Origin of the sequence: Paenibacillus xanthanilyticus, from assembly GCF_042682185.1 — a bacterium.
GTDB classification, from domain to species: Bacteria; Bacillota; Bacilli; order Paenibacillales; family Paenibacillaceae; genus Paenibacillus_Z; species Paenibacillus_Z xanthanilyticus.
The window spans coordinates 138,250-154,176 of record NZ_JBHUHA010000001.1; the positions used below are offsets into that span (position 1 = coordinate 138,250).

The window sequence follows — 15,927 nt, forward strand, 5'->3', positions numbered from 1 at the left end:
CATGTATCAGGTTGGTTATTTTGGATATCGTAATAGGCAGGACTTTCAAACACATCGATGCCCATTCGCGACTTTACCGACACCGATCCGACTAAAGGGGAAACGATTCGATGAACAAGGAATTTATTAAGGAAACCGATACTACCGTCACGAAAGATAAATACTTCGTCACCGTGGAAGCCGTCGGCTATTACGAGGTGAAGAACGAACAGCATGAATTGTTTCTCGACAAGGGCAAGCAAGCAACGGTCGGTGATTACGTCCGGCTGATCAAGGAAGTCTTCGATGTGGATGCGGAGCTCAAGAATATCAGTCCCCACATGGAGTTCAAGGTGACCAACCCGAAGCCGAAAGGGATCCGCTCGATAAAAATGCTGCGCATCACGAAGGATTATACATACCGGCCGATCACGAAGATTTGATCCGGCGCGAGCCGCTTACTCGGCGGCTCAAGGCAGGGCCGCGGGCAACCGCGGCTTTTTTTATTTTTAATTCCCGTTTATTGATGAACTTATGCCGTATAAACCAGCGCCAGCCGTTTCGCCTTGACTCGTCAAAGCCAAGCAATGGCCGCGCGATCAAATACAAGTCACAAATTTGCTCTTCTTGCTCACAATCGTGTTAGTCAACCTGTCGAAACTGCGCTATGATAATAGAATTCATCGTAAGTGATCATTCGGAGGCCATAACGATGCAACGACAACGAACTCGCTCGCTTCGATATGTAAGCGTAATCATAGCGGCCGCCGTCCTCAGCGCGGCGGTCTGGTTGTGGGCGGGAGGGAGAGAGCACAGCCCGCCTGCCAAAACGGAGGAAGGAACAATGTCCGCCGGCGCCGTGCCCGAGCAAGCGCAGACCGACAAGCTGATCATGATGTTCCCCGCCGGCAGCACGCCGCGGGATCTTCCGCTCGTCCAGGCGGCCATCAACGAGCGCTTGAAGCCGCTCATCGACGCGACGGTCGAGCTGCGGCCCGTCGACATGGGCGGCTGGTGGGACAAGACGAACCTCATGTTCGCGAAGAACGAACAGATCGACCTGCTCTTCACCGCCGGTTGGATGCGGTTCGGGGACGAGGCGGCCAAAGGCCGTTTCCTGCCGCTCTCCGACCTGCTGCGCGGTTACGGCGAAGCCATTACGGCCACGCTCGATCCTTCGATCGTCGAAGCCGGCCAGATCAACGGTCAAATCTATGGCATCGCCGTGAACAAGGAGTTCGCCGCCAGCAAAGGCGTCGTGATGCGCAAGGATTTGGTCGAGAAATACGATATCGACTTGTCTGGCGTGCGGCAGCTGTCGGATCTGACGCCGATCCTCCTTACGATCAAGGAGAACGAGCCTGGCATGGTTCCGCTCCAGGCCGGGGCGGACCGCAGTCCGTTCACGTTCATGATGCAGTACGGGCTGTTCGATATGCTCGGCGACGGGCCGGGCGTGCTCGATCGCGAGAGCCGCGTTACGCAAGTCGTGAATATGGTCGAGACGCCTCAATTCGAGACGTACGCGAAGCTGATGCACGCGTGGAACAAGGCCGGGTTCTTCAATCTGGACGCCGCCGTGTCCAAGGACTACGAATTCGAGGCGGTCAAGGCCGGAAGCGCGTTTGCCTACGCGGAATCGTTCAAGCCTGGCTTCGACAATCAGGCGTCACGCGATACCGGCATGCCGATGGTGACGGTGACCCTGACGAAGCCGTATACGACGACGGCCGATACGACGAGCGCCATGTTTGCCATCCCGCGCACGAGCAAGCATCCGGAGAAGGCGATGCGGCTGCTCAATTTGCTATACGCCGACCGGGAGCTGCTGAACCTGCTTGATTGGGGAATCGAAGGCAAGCATTACGTCATGAAAGGCGAAGGCATTATCGATTACCCGCCCGGGGTAGATGCCAAGACGACCGGTTATAATCTGAATCAGCCGTGGATATTCGGCAACCAGATGCACTCGTACTTGTGGGCGAATGAGAACCCGCTGCTATGGGAGGAATACAAGGCGTTCAACGCGCAAGCGGAGCCGTCGCTCGCGCTTGGCTTCGTCTTTAATCCCGATCCCGTCAAGACCGAGATCGCCGCCTGCGGCAACGTGGATCAAATGTTCGCGCCGGCCATCAACTCGGGCGCGGTCGATCCGGCCATCGTGCTGCCGATGTACAAGGAGAAGCTGAAGGCGGCCGGCGCGGACGTCGTGATCCGGGAGAAGCAGCGGCAGCTGGATGCCTGGGTTCGTTCGCGAACGGACGGCGGGGCGCGCTAGCGCAGATCGATCGACTTAGGGGGAGAACATGAAGCAAGCAACTTTGCGTTCACGGCTTATTTTGGGCTTCAGCATCGTCACGGTCCCGTTAGCCCTTCTGCTGCTGTGGAACAACCAATACGCGACGAAGGTCGTCCATTCGCAGGTGGCGCAGTCGAACCAGAACTTGCTCACGATGTACATGAACGATATGGACAAGGCGCTGGAGGAAATCCAGAACTATCTCTACCGCAGCGCGGAACAGAACGAACAGCTCCTCGCGCTGGGCCAATACAAGCCGATGAGCTGGAACTATTACCTCGCTCAAACACAGACGGCCGCGGATTTGAATTTGAATACGAATTATTACGATGCGGCCGACCTGCTGTTCGCCTACAGCCAGACGAACGAAGAGCTCATCGCGGCGCAGCAGCATACCATCACCTACGAGCGCAAAGGACGGATGAAGGAACGACTGTTGGAGGCGCTTCGCAAGGAAAAGCCGGGATCAAAGCTCTACTCGGGATGGAACATCGTGGAGTCGGACGGCAGCTACGGCCTCGTTCGCGTCGTCGATACGAATTATGGCTCCTCCGTCGGCGCCTGGGTGAATCTCGACCGCCTGATGCAGCCGATGCGGGAGCTTTCGAAGGCCGGGCAGGGCGAAGCGGTGCTCGTGTCGTCCAACGGAGAAGTCATCTCCGCGCTGGCCGGCGCGAGCGCCGAGAGGCTTCGGGCGCTTCCGTTCGATGCGTATTTGCAGGAGCAGGACGACCTGTACAACATCGTCGAGCTCAGCGAGCCGCATTTGCTCGTCGCCAAGCCGTCGCGGGCGGCGGGGATGACGCTGCTGCTGCTGCTGCCGGAGCGCAAGCTGCTGGAGAATTTGCCGCTCTTTCGCTATTTGACGTATGTGGTGCCGCTCCTCGCGCTCGCGCTGCTGATCGTCTACTTGATCTTCTTGCAGCGCGCGATCGTCACGCCGATCCACCAGTTCATCAAGGGAATGCGCAAAATCCGCGCCGGCGATTTGAGCGCCCGTCTGGAGGCGGCGCGGCTCGTCGAATTCACGACGATGAAGGATACGTTCAATGGCATGGCCGAGCAGATCAAACATTTGAAAATCGACATTTACGAGGAACGCATCCGCACCCAGGAGGCGGAGCTTCGGCATTTGCAGGCGCAGATTCATCCGCACTTCTTCATGAACTCGCTCAACATCGTCTATCAGCTGGCGCAAATCCGCAGCTTCGACATTATACAGAGCATCGCGCTTCACCTCGTGAACTATTTCCGGTACACGACGCGGACGCAGGTGAGCTCGATTACGCTCAAGGAAGAGCTGGAACACAGCTTTCATTATTTGTCGATCCAGAAGCACCGGTTTCCGAATTCGTTCGATTTTGAGTTCGCGCTCGCTCCCGAGCTGGAGACGCTGGAAGTGCCCCCGCTCATCGTGCAGCCGATGGTCGAGAACGCGGTCATTCACGGCTTCAAGGTCCGCGGGGGCGAACCGTTCAAGATTACGGTGACCGTTCGCACGGACGACGAGGCCCCGGATACGCCGATCGTGATCGAAGTGTCGGACAACGGCAAAGGGCTAACCGGCGAGCAGATCGACGAGCTTACGCAGCGGGTGCAGCGCATCGAGGCGCCGGATGGGCATATCGGCTTATGGAATGTGGCCCGACGGTGCCGGCTGTATTATCAGACGGGTGTTCGGCTGTCGTTCGAACGCGGCGAACCGCATGGCGCCCTCGTGCGTCTGGGCCTGCCGCGCATCCAACCTACCATCAAAAGGAGTGAACCTGCATGATTCGGGTGCTGGTCGTCGACGACGAATGGTATGCGGTCAAAGGGCTGCGTTCCGGCGTCAATTGGAATTTGCTCGGCGAGACGGAGGTGTACGAAGCCTATCATGCCGAGATGGCGCGCGAGCTGCTGGCCGCGCACGACATCGATATCGTCATTTGCGACATCGAGATGCCGGAGGAGAACGGGCTTCAGCTGATGGAATGGATTCGCGGCAGCGGCCGGGACCCGGAGATCATCGTCCTCACCTGTCATTCGGAATTCAGCTACGCGCAGAAGGCGCTGCAGCTTGGCGGGTATGATTATTTACTCAAGCCGGTCATGTACGCGGACATGGAGCAGGTGCTCCTGAAGCTGACGGCGAAGATCGCGCAGAGACGGAAGGCGGACGAGGAAGAGGAACGATACCGACAGGTGGAGCGGATGTGGGAAAGCCAGAAGCCGCTGCTGGTGGAACGGTTCTGGCAGGACGTGCTGAGCCGGCGCATCGGTTTTCCTCATCAAGCGATGGATGCGACGCTGGCCCAATACGGCATTCCGCTGACGGAGAATTCGCCCGTCTGTCTGATTCTGATCAGCGTGGAGAACTGGGATAAGCCGCTGAATGAGCGAGACGAGGAAATTATGGAATTCGCGCTGCGCAAGGCGGCGGAGGAGACGATACTCGCCTCGATTCCCGGGTATGCGCTCGCGGATCACCGCGGGAACAGTCTGCTGATCCTGCGCGGCAACGGAGCGGTCCTGGATGAAGCGGCTATCGCGCGCTTGTGCGAAACGTACATCGAGGTCGGCAGCCGATATTTCTTCTGCAAGCTGTCTTGCTACGCCAGCGAGATCGCGCCGCTTCGCGAGATGCTGCATGCATATTACGGCTTGTTAAATGCGGAGTACCGCAACGTGAACCGCAAGCAGGAGGTTATCCGATGCGTCACGCTGGCGCCCGAGGGGCGGCAGTCTTGGAGCGGTAGCCGTGAAGGAAAAGCGTTCCGCCAGTGGATACAGGATTGGGGGGAGTGGACGGAACGGGGCGAGATCGAACCGGTGCTCTGTCAGCTGGATGCGCTGCTGCAGCAGGAGGAAGGGGAGCCGCTCACGGTCGAATCGCTTCGGGAGCTTCATCTGACGCTGCAGCAGGTCGTATATTACGCGCTTCATCGAGGCGGTTACGCCATTCACCATCTTTACGAGGAGAACAAACCGCTCGAATCCGCCGAACCGACCAAGTCGGTGGAGCACTTCCGACGCTGGGCGGAGGAGCTGCTGCGCGCGCTGCAGGCGCTGCTCGCCGGCGGACAATCCGGCGCGAGCCCGGTCGTGGAGAAGCTGAAAGCATACATCGAGACGCATATCGCGGACGAATTATCGCGGGAGGAGCTGGCGGCGCACGTGTATTTGAATCCAGCTTACTTGTCCCGCTTGTTCCGCAAGGAAACCGGTATGGTGCTGACCCACTACATCCTGCAGGCCAAAATGCGCCGGGCCGCCGAGCAGCTAGGCGCGACGGAGCGGAGCGTCAGCGAAATCGCGGACAGTCTCGGCTACAGCAACTTTTCCTATTTCGCCCGGCTGTTCCGCAAAGTGTACGGCAGCAATCCCCACGATTATCGCAAGTCGCATCGGAAGGCGCAATAAGATGGGGAACGGGCGCGGCGTTAGCGCCCGTTCTTTGCGTTTGAAGGGCGCGCAGCGGGAGCGTAACAACAAAAAAGGGAATTCGCGCGCGGCGTCGAATTGGGGGTGAAGCAGTAGTTGCAATCCGTAAAAGAAAAGTTATTGGGGGCTTCAACCATGCCAGGATTGATGCAAGAGAACAAACAATCACGCTTGACCGTTTATGCCATTATGATCGCCATGGCGCTGCTGGCGGCCGAGACCAGCTTGCCGTACGCGCCTGTCGCCGCAGCCGCCCAGCCAAGCGCGACGACCGTATCGATCACGGTCGTCAAGAGCGGGGCCAAGCTTGCGCTTCCTGCGCCGCCCTACGCGCTGCGGGGCACCATCATGGTGCCGATGAAAGCGGTGCTCGATGCAAGCGGCGCGGCAAGTGTATTGGATCGGGGAAATATTACGGTGACCCGTGGCACGCTTGTGCTGAAGGCCGCGCTGAACGACAAGCTCGTGCAGATCGGCGGCCAATCGGTTCTGCTTAAAGAGGCGCCGACGCTCGCGAAGGGGAGGCTGTTCGTGCCGAGCCAGTTCATCGCGCTGGCGCTTGACGAACCGGTTATATACGACGCGAAGAAGAAGCAGCTGCGCATCGGGTATACGCCGCAGGAGCTCGCGGCCATGCAGAAAGATATGTTCCAGGCGGCGATGCGAGGCGACGCGGCCGCGATCGAGCGGCTATTGAAGCGAGGCATCGACCCGAACGCGACGAACAAGCATTACGGCGATTCCACGCCGCTCGACAAAGCCATTGCCAGCGGAGGCTTGGCGGCCGTGAACATGCTCGTCACCCACGGCGCATCCGTCGAGCGGGTGTCCGTCCGGAGCGGCCACGACCTGATCATAAAACAAGACGCGGCGATGCTGTCCTGGCTGCTCGAGAACGGCTTCGACCCGAACTCGAAGGACCGCGAAGGCACGACGCTGCTCGAGCTAGCGTCGGGGACCATCGGCGTCTCGCGGAACGGCGGAGCGTTCAAGAACCAATACCCGCTGCCTACGATGGTCGAGGCTTTGCTCAAGCACGGGGCCGACCCGCGGAACGACGAGTCGCTCTATAAGGCCGTGCAAGCACAGAGTTATCCGATCGTGCAGCTCCTCCTGCGCGCGGGCGCTGATCCGCAGCGAACGAATCGCTTCGGAGACACGCCGGCGCGATTCGCGGAATCCAAAGGCTTGAGCAAGTGGCTTCGCATACAGGAGACGCAGCCGCTCGTGCCGTCCCTTGCTTTCCTGGGGGCCGAGGGTCAGCTCATCGAAGACGGAACGGCTTATATCCGTTCGGCGGGCGGGAACGACGAACAATATTGGCCGTTTCAATGGACAGGCACTAAGGCTTACTTTGATGTGCCGGACGGCAGTTACACGCTTATGGGCATCTCGACATATAGTTGGGCGGGGATCGTGCAACGGCCGTTCGTCGTGAAAGACGGCCGCGCCGATCTTGAACAGGTGCGCGTGCCGGCGACGAACGTCGCGGGGAGCCTGTCGTTCGCCGAGGAGGCCATCGGCAAATCCGGATTCCTGCACGCCTATGGCAGCGACGGCAAGTACCTGCTCACGGTTCCCGTTCTTGACGGTGTATTCCGGGTATTCGCGCCGGAGGGGACGTATACATTCCGTGAATATTTAGCGGACGGCCGCGCCTACAAGGCGGAGGGGCGATTCGAAGCCGCATCGAACGCGACGGCCGTCGCGACTGTAACGGTCACGAACGAGAATCCCTTCGCCCAATAGCGTACTGGACTGGAACCGATTCTGCCCGGCGGAGTCGGTTCTTCGTCATTCCGCGATGCTGGATGAACCGTCCTGCAAGCTCGGCGAAAGTCGCTTCGTCTTCGCGACTTTCGTCGGTTTTTGACGGGGACAATCCCGGATGCTACAGTAGGAGGTATACTATTTATTCATGGATTGGAGCATGCGGATGTATCGGAATATGGAAGAATGCGTGGCGGATCTGGAGCGTCACGGTCATTTGGTGCGGATCAAGGAGGAGGTCGACCCTTACCTCGAGATGGCGTCGATCCATCTGAAGGTGTATGAGGCGGGCGGGCCGGCGCTGCTGTTCGAGAACGTGAAAGGCTCGAAATACCGGGCGGTATCGAATCTGTTCGGGACGCTTGAGCGCAGCAAGTTCATGTTCCGCGACACGCTCGAAGGCGTGCGCCGGGTGATGGATTTGCGCGGCGATCCGATGCAGGCGCTGAAGCGGCCGTTCAGCCATCTCTCGACGGGCATTGCCGCCTCCAAGGCGCTTCCGGCCAAGAAGAACGGCCGAGGTCCGATGCTGTCGCAGGAGATTCGGATTTCCGATCTGCCGCTCATCCAGAGCTGGCCGATGGACGGAGGCGCCTTCGTCACGCTGCCGCAGGTGTATTCCGAGGATCCCGCCAAGCCGGGCATTATGAACGCGAATTTGGGCATGTACCGAATCCAGCTGACGGGCAACGCGTATGCCTTGAACGAAGAGGTCGGCGTCCACTACCAAATCCACCGGGGCATCGGCGTTCATCAGCAGAAGGCGAGTAAACGGGGCGAACCGCTCAAAGTAAGCATCTTCGTCGGCGGGCCGCCGGCCCACACCCTATCGGCCGTGATGCCGCTGCCCGAAGGCTTGAGCGAGATGACGTTCGCCGGACTGCTGGCCGGTCGCCGTTTCCGCTACGGATACGAGGACGGGTACTGCATCAGCCATGACGCGGATTTCGTCATTACGGGCGAGCTTCGGCCGAACGAGACGAAGCCCGAAGGGCCGTTCGGCGACCATCTGGGCTATTACAGCCTCACGCATCCGTTCCCGTATTTGCACGTCCATAAGGTGTATGCCAAGCCGAACGCCATCTGGCCGTTCACGGTCGTCGGCCGTCCGCCGCAAGAGGATACGAGCTTCGGGGCGCTCATTCACGAGCTGACCGGCGACGCGATCAAGCAGGAGATTCCCGGCGTGGAAAAGGTGCATGCGGTCGATGCCGCCGGTGTTCACCCGCTGCTGCTGGCGCTCGGCAGCGAACGTTATACGCCTTATCAGCGCGTGAAGCAGCCGACCGAGCTGCTGACGCTGGCCAGCCGCATTCTCGGCACGGGACAGCTCAGCTTGGCGAAATATTTGTTCATCACCGCCGAAGACGACGTTCCGGTCACGACGCATCGCGAGGCGGAATTCATGGGGTACATGCTGGAGCGGATGGATTTGCGGCGCGACGTCCATTTTCATACGAATACGACGATCGACACGCTCGATTATTCCGGGACGGGACTCAACAGCGGAAGCAAAGTCGTGTTCGCAGCCTACGGAGAGAAGAAGCGCGAGCTTTGCCGCGAGGTGCCGGAGGCGCTCCGCGAGCTGAGAGACTTCCCGAACGCGAAGCTGATCATGCCGGGGGCCGTAGCCCTGCAGGGGCCGGCATTCGCGAGCTACGCGGAAGCGGAGCGGGAGCTCGGTCTGCTCGGCGAGGCGATTCGCGAGCGCGGGGATCTGCCGGAATGCCCGCTTATCGTCATCTGCGACGACAGCGACTTCATGACCGCGAAATTCGACAATTTCTTATGGGCGGCCTTCACGCGAAGCAACCCATCCCATGATATACACGGCGTGAACGCCGGCTACGAGTTCAAGCATTGGGGCTGCGACAATCTGATCATCGACGCGCGCCTGAAGCCGCACCATGCGCCGCCGCTCATCCCGGATCCGGCCGTAGAGAAGCGGGTGGAGCGGCTGTTCGCCAAAGGCGGAAGCCTCGAGAAGGTTCGCTTATAGCCATTCGCCCAAAAACCGCGATATTCGCGGTTTTTTCGTTCTATAGGTCTTCCTGCCCGCGCTGCCCGCACGGGAACGGGATATTCGTATCCCCTTGCTCACATGAGCTTGCTTTTTGACGGCCCGACTCGTTGGAATAAGAAAGACGGACGGCGAAGGAGAACGGGAAACCTGCCTTGCCTGTAGATTAGGAAGTTGATCATTCATGAAAGAAAGAGTTGGAAGCATGCAGCCTATACCGCAACACGTCATCCCCCACAAGCCGAAGAAGAAGAAGAAACGCCCGATCCGCCGATTTATGCTGTGGTTCGCCTTTCTCGTACTGTTGACTGCCGTCATCATTGAATGCATGCCCGTCGAAATCGTGCGGCACCCGGAACCGATTACCGGGCTGCATCCCGAGGTGGCGGCGAAAGCCCATCAGCTCAAGGAAGCGGGCAAGAAACGCGGCATAACGATTCGGATCACGGACGATTTTCGCTCCGCGGCCGAGCAGGACGCGCTGTACCGGAAGGGGAGGGAGACGCCCGGATCAATCGTGACGAACGTGAAGGGCGGACATTCCTATCATAATTACGGCCTTGCCGTCGACTTTGCCATCGAGACGGGAGATGGCGAGATCATTTGGGATTTGGATTACGACGGCAACCGGGACGGACAATCGGATTGGATGGAGATCGTCTGGCTGGCGAAGTCGCTCGGCTTCAGCTGGGGCGGCGATTGGGAGAGCTTCCCGGACTATCCGCATCTGCAGATGGATTTCGGCTTGTCGATCCGAGAGCTCCGGCAGGGCAAAAGGCCCCCGATGCCGACGGACGAACACTAACGGGGTATCGGGGACCGTGCGGTCGATTCGTCCGTCCGTTCAGGGATAGCGTCTTGAAGACGAACTGAAGGAGGAACTCGCATCGCGAGGCGATCGGCCGCCGTCGCTTGTCCATCCAGACGGATAGACGACGTCCCACGCCTCAATCGTCATCCGGACCGGGTCGCGTTCGGTCTCGAGCAGCTCTACGGCGACCGCGAGCTGATAAGACGGCAGGAGCTGGCGAGGCTCCAGGAACAGCCAGCCGTCCCGTTCGCCCCGCTGTATGCCGAGCGCGATCCGGATCTCCTTCGGGTCCATCGCGAAGCCCGTGCCCAGCGCCTTGATCAGCGCTTCTTTCTTGGTCCAAATCTCGTAAAAGGCCTGGAGCTCCAATCCGGCGTTCGCCTGCACATAGTTTCGTTCTTCCTGCGAGCAAACATGACCGACCAGATTAAGATTGGACGCCTCCATATATTCCAAGTCGATGCCCACCCGCCGATGCAGAGTCATCGCGCAGGCGACGACGCCGTTCGCATGCGTCAGATTAAACTGCCATTCGCCCGGATAAGCCGGCTTGCCGTATGTCGTCGTGCTTAGCTTCACGGCATGAGGCGATATGCCGTATTTTCGGCCCAGCAGGCTTTTCATCATAAGGCGCCCGAGGAGGAACTCCTTGCGCTTCATGTCCGTCCGGTAAGCCCGGTATCGGTCGAGCTCCTCCCCCGTCAGCGCAGCTTCCGCGGCGCGTTCGTCCAGCAGCCATTCGTGCCCGCCGGAATGCGCGTAATAGACCTCGATCATTGCTCTGTCTGCCTCCTCACCCATGGAAAATCTCCTTTCACGCAACGTTCAACTAAATCCTGACGTTCGACCTACGCGGCCAATCCCGCAAGTATAGATATCAATGATTTATTGAAGATATCAATCGTGTTTCTATCAAAAACGAACGGAAATTATGAATGAATTCCTAAAAATAATGAAAGAAAAACGAATTAAAATGATTGCGAAAACAATCGGCGATTGACTTTTTTTGGACCCTTTTGGTATCTTTTAGCTACTATCTCAGGGTGTCATAGCCTGATTCTACCAGATATTGGGGGCGTAATCATGTACGGTTCGAAGGAGAGTCCGCTTTCCCGGGAATCCGTTTATCCGCTGACGCATCCGCAGCGGCGGATATGGGTCATCGAACAGATCTTCCCGGGCACGCCGCTGCACAACATCGGCGGTCCGGTTCGCATGAAGGGCATCATCGATATGGACCTGCTGGAGGCGTCCATTCTCGCCTTCATACGCAGGCACGACGCGCTGCGAATCCGAATCGGCGAGGCGGACGGACAACCCTATCAAACCTTCGGCAGCGCCGGACCGCTGATGATCGGCCGTCGAGACTTCACCGGATCGCCCGACCCGGAAGACGCGTTCCGCCGTTGGGTGGACGAGCAGGCGGGCAGGCCATTTTGCTTGACCGACCAGACTCCGCTGTATGAATTCGTGTTGTTTCGCATCGGGGAGGACGACAGCGGTTACTTGTTCCGCTGCCATCATATTATCGCCGACGGATGGTCCAATGCGATCATGACCAAGCAAATCGCCGATGATTACGCGCTTCTCGCGGCCGGACGGCCGATACCGGAAGGCGAGGGTACCTCCTCTTATGTCGATTACATCCGCCAAGAACAGCTCTACTTGAACTCGCCTCGCCTGATGCGCAATAGGCGGTTCTGGAACGAGAAGTTCGCCTTGCATTCCGCGCCTGCCCATACGGGCTATCGATACGCGCCTACCGACGGCCGACGCATGACCGTCGACTTCCAACCAGATCTCGCGCTCCGCATGAAAGCATTTGCCGCACAAGCCAACGCCTCACTGAACGCATACTTCATCATGTTATACGCCTTGTGTCACTACCGTACGACCGGCCAGTCGGACATTACGATCGGCACCCCCGTCGCTAATCGGTCCGGCAAGCTGGAAAAGTCGATATTCGGCATGTTCACGAGCACCATGCCGCTGCGTCTGCAGATTGACGGATCGGCGAAGCCTTCCGAGCTGCTGGCGAGCATTCAGCGTGAATTAACCGCTTGTTATTACCATCAGCGTTATCCCTACGATTTGCTGCTGCGGGATTTGGACCATACGCACAGCGGCGGAGGGCAATTGTTCGATACCTGCATCAATTACTATAACACGAAGCTGGCATCATCCATTGACCGCGCTTCGATCGAGAACGTCGAGTTTTACAGCGGTCATCAATGGTATTCCCTGCAGCTGGTCATCAAGGAATGGTCGGAAGACGGCGGATTGACGCTGGATGCCGATTACAAGCTATCGGAGCACGACGAGGATGGGATCCGGCGCATGCTGGCGTTAATCCGGACGATGAACGAGCATATTTTGACCGGCGCGGAGACCGCCGTCTCGAGTCTGGAGCTGCTGACGGAAGAAGAACGGACCCGCCAGCTTATCGCGTTCAACGATACGGCTGCCGAGTATCCGCGCGATCGAACAGTGTGCGATCTATTCGCCGAAGAAGCCGAACGCAGCCCGCGGCGCATCGCGCTTCAAGACGGCGAAGCGGCAATGACCTACCAGGAGCTGGATGAACGCAGCAGCAGGATCGCCGCCGCATTGATCGAGAAGGGGGTTCGACGAGAGTCGGTCGTCGGCTTGCTCGTGCGGCATTCGGCCGAAGCCGTCGTCGCGATTCTGGCCGTCATGAAGGCAGGCGGAGCGTATCTGCCGATCGATTCGGACTATCCGGCAGACCGGATCGGTTATATGCTCGGCGACTCGGGCGCCGCGCTGCTGCTCACGGATGACGATACGCATGAAGGTGCGGCGCGCTATGCGACGGCACGGCTTAACGTGCAAGATCCCGCTTTGTATACGGTTAACAGGGAGACTGCGCCCCTTCCGGCTGCGGCGAAGCCGGACCAGCTCGCATACGTGATCTATACGTCCGGCTCGACGGGCAAGCCGAAGGGGGCGATGATCGAGCACCGGGGACTGACGAATTACATTTGGTGGGCGAAGCAGATGTATACGCGCGGAAGCGGCGAAGTGTTCCCGCTCTATACGTCGCTCGCGTTCGATTTGACGGTGACGTCGATTTTCACGCCGCTCGTCAGCGGCGGTACCATTCGCATCTATCGCGGCGAAGACGGCGAGTTCAGTCTGTTCCGAATATTGCGGGATAACGAGGCGACGGTCATCAAGCTGACGCCCGCGCACTTATCCTTGCTGAAAGATACGGATTATCGCGATTCATCGGTCAGAACATTCATCGTGGGAGGAGAGGATCTCAAAACCAGCTTAGCGCAAACCATCACGAACCGATTTGGAGGGGACATTGACATCTATAACGAATACGGCCCGACCGAGACCGTCGTGGGCTGTATGATTCACAAATTCGATCCGGTCGAAGACGGCAGAGCCTCCGTGCCGATCGGCGTCCCGGGGCATAACGTGCAGCTGTACGTGCTGGACGATTCGATGCGGCCAGTACCGCCGGGCATGCTCGGGGAGTTGTTCGTGTCGGGAGACGGCGTGGCGAGAGGGTACTTGAACCGGGACGACTTGACGCGCGAGCGTTTCGTGGACAACCCGTACAAGCCGGGGACGCGCATGTACCGAACCGGCGATCTCGCGCGCTTCCTGCCTTCGGGCAAGCTCGAATACGGCGGCCGGATCGACCATCAGGTGAAAATCCGCGGCCACCGCGTCGAGCTTCCGGAGGTTGAGGCTTGTATCCTGAACATGGACGGAATACGCGAATGCGTCGTCATCGACCGGGAGCAAGAAGGCCAGGGACGTTACTTGTGCGCCTACTACGTCGCCGATCGGTCGTGGACGGATCGCGAGCTTGCATTGCAGCTAGGCCGGACGCTGCCGGACTATATGGTGCCGGCCTATTACATCCGCCTGGATTATATCCCGCTGAACGTCAACGGGAAGGTGGACCGCCCGCGGTTGCCCGAGCCGGAACGTCGTTCCGTCAAGGAAGTTTACATCGCCCCCGAGACGCGAGAGGAGCAGCTGCTGACGCAAACGCTCGAGTCGGTCATGAACTACTCGCCGATCGGACTGGGCGACAACTTCTATCATCTAGGCGGCGATTCGATCAAGGCGATCCAAACGGCTTCTCGGATAGCCCAGGCGGGAGGGTCGATTCAGGTTAAGGATATGTTGGCCAACCCGGTCATCGCGGACATGGCCAGAACATTGCAAATAAGGGCAGAGCGGGACGTGCGCCGAAACGAGCCGAGCACGGGCGAACTTGCGCCGACGCCGATTCTGTCCTGGTTCATGAACCAGGAGCTCGCGCAGCCGCATCATTACCATCAATCGGTCCTGCTCCGGCTGAAGCAGCCGCTCGCCAATCGGGAGATCGGACAGATCATGCGGACGCTTATCGGTCATCATGACGCGCTTCGGTTAAATTTGCGGGGCGAAACGGGTACGTGGCATTACACGGAACGAGCGGAATCGGACAACGGCTATGCGGTGAAAGTCTATGACTTGTCTTCCCTATCCGGCCAGGAGCGGCAGGATAAGCTTGCAGAGCTGGGTGAACGATTCAAATCGGAGTTCGACCTTCGCGAAGACGTGCTCTTCAAAGCGTGCCTATTCGACTTGGGCGAGGATGGCCGACATTTGCTGCTTGCGGCGCATCATGCGGTGGTGGACGGCGTCTCCTGGCGGATTCTGCTGGAGGATTTCACTTTGGCGGCGGCGGCCGTACGGCAAGGCGCCGAAGTCCGGCTCCCGCGGGCGACCGATTCCTATCAGCGGCATGCGCTGCGGCTGGTGGAGCACGCTGGCGCGGCGGAAGCCGAATACGACTATTGGCGGCAGGCGGCCGAACTTGCGACGGATTGGCCGGAGGACCGCAATTACGGCGAAGACGTCTGGGGGAGCGCGCATACCGAGACGTTCCGGCTGGCGGAGGCCGAGACGAACGCGCTGGTCGGCGAAGCCAATCTGGCATACGGCACGCAGCCGATCGAGTTAATGGCCGCCGCGCTCGCGCAAGCGCTTGGGGCTGCTTTCCCCGCGACCGAGCCGGTCGTGGAGCTGGAAGGACACGGTCGGCTCGACGCCGCCGAGGATGCGGACGTGGGCCGTACCGTCGGCTGGTTCACGGCGCTCTATCCGGTCGCGCTGCCCCGAGACGGGGATCTCGCCGCGCGCATCAAAGCGGCGAAGGACACGCTTCGGCGGGTACCGCGAGGCGGCATCGGGTTCGGCGTGCTGGCCGAACATCGGAATGCGTTCCCGGCCTATTCGCGCCGCAAGCCCGTCCGCTTCAACTATCTTGGCGACTTCGACCGGGAGCTCGATAACGAATGGTTCGCTTATTCCGGCTTGCCGACAGGCGCAGAATCCGGACCGGCCAACGCGCTTTCCTTCCGGTTGGAATGGAACGCCATGATTATCGGCGGCAGACTGCAAGTCGGGATTACGTACAGCCGCAACCGTTATGCGGACGAGACGATCAAGCGGCTCGCCGCGCTTTATGCCGATTCGCTTCGGGCTATTCTTCGGCATTGCGAGGACAAGGAAGAGTCTGAATTCACGCCGTCGGACTTCGAGACGGCGGCGTTGTCGCAGGCCGATCTGGATCATCTTCTTCAATAAAAGCACGCC

Annotated in this window: 9 protein-coding genes; 8 read left to right on the forward strand and 1 reads right to left on the reverse strand. The window is 59.3% G+C overall.

Going from position 1 to position 15,927, the window contains the following annotated elements:
- Positions 1–110: 110 nt before the first annotated feature.
- The 7 genes from ACFSKT_RS00665 to ACFSKT_RS00695 all read left to right on the forward strand — a co-directional run bounded on the left by ACFSKT_RS00665 (position 111) and on the right by ACFSKT_RS00695 (position 10,296).
- Entirely contained in the window at positions 111–422 is a 312-nt protein-coding gene (locus tag ACFSKT_RS00665) for a hypothetical protein (protein WP_377719872.1), read from the forward strand.
- 269 nt (positions 423–691) lie between these two features.
- Positions 692–2,257, forward strand: a complete 1,566-nt coding sequence (locus ACFSKT_RS00670) for an ABC transporter substrate-binding protein (RefSeq protein ID WP_377719873.1) — start codon at positions 692–694, stop codon at positions 2,255–2,257.
- Positions 2,258–2,285: 28 nt separating this feature from the next.
- On the forward strand, positions 2,286–4,052 hold the full coding sequence (locus ACFSKT_RS00675; RefSeq protein ID WP_377719874.1) for a cache domain-containing sensor histidine kinase: 1,767 nt from the start codon (positions 2,286–2,288) through the stop codon (positions 4,050–4,052).
- Complete coding sequence (locus ACFSKT_RS00680; RefSeq protein WP_377719875.1) at positions 4,049–5,680, forward strand: response regulator; 1,632 nt, start codon at positions 4,049–4,051, stop codon at positions 5,678–5,680. Before ACFSKT_RS00675 ends, ACFSKT_RS00680 begins: the two co-directional genes overlap by 4 nt.
- 156 nt (positions 5,681–5,836) lie before the next feature.
- The gene (locus ACFSKT_RS00685; protein ID WP_377719876.1) at positions 5,837–7,450 is read left to right on the forward strand and encodes a stalk domain-containing protein; all 1,614 of its coding nucleotides are present in this window, start codon (positions 5,837–5,839) and stop codon (positions 7,448–7,450) included.
- A 187-nt stretch (positions 7,451–7,637) separates the two neighbouring features.
- Entirely contained in the window at positions 7,638–9,470 is a 1,833-nt protein-coding gene (locus ACFSKT_RS00690; protein ID WP_377720622.1) for a UbiD family decarboxylase, read from the forward strand.
- 205 nt (positions 9,471–9,675) lie between these two features.
- The gene (locus ACFSKT_RS00695; RefSeq protein WP_377719877.1) at positions 9,676–10,296 is read left to right on the forward strand and encodes a M15 family metallopeptidase; all 621 of its coding nucleotides are present in this window, start codon (positions 9,676–9,678) and stop codon (positions 10,294–10,296) included.
- A 39-nt stretch (positions 10,297–10,335) separates the two neighbouring features.
- Here ACFSKT_RS00695 and ACFSKT_RS00700 read toward each other — a convergent pair whose 3' ends face one another.
- Positions 10,336–11,079 carry a 4'-phosphopantetheinyl transferase family protein gene (locus ACFSKT_RS00700; RefSeq protein ID WP_377719878.1) on the reverse strand — a complete coding sequence of 248 codons (744 nt, stop codon included), beginning with the start codon at positions 11,077–11,079 and terminating at the stop codon, positions 10,336–10,338.
- A gap of 306 nt (positions 11,080–11,385) precedes the next feature.
- Between ACFSKT_RS00700 and ACFSKT_RS00705 the strand changes: the two genes are divergently transcribed.
- Entirely contained in the window at positions 11,386–15,918 is a 4,533-nt protein-coding gene (locus ACFSKT_RS00705) for an amino acid adenylation domain-containing protein (protein ID WP_377719879.1), read from the forward strand.
- Positions 15,919–15,927 lie beyond the last annotated feature (9 nt).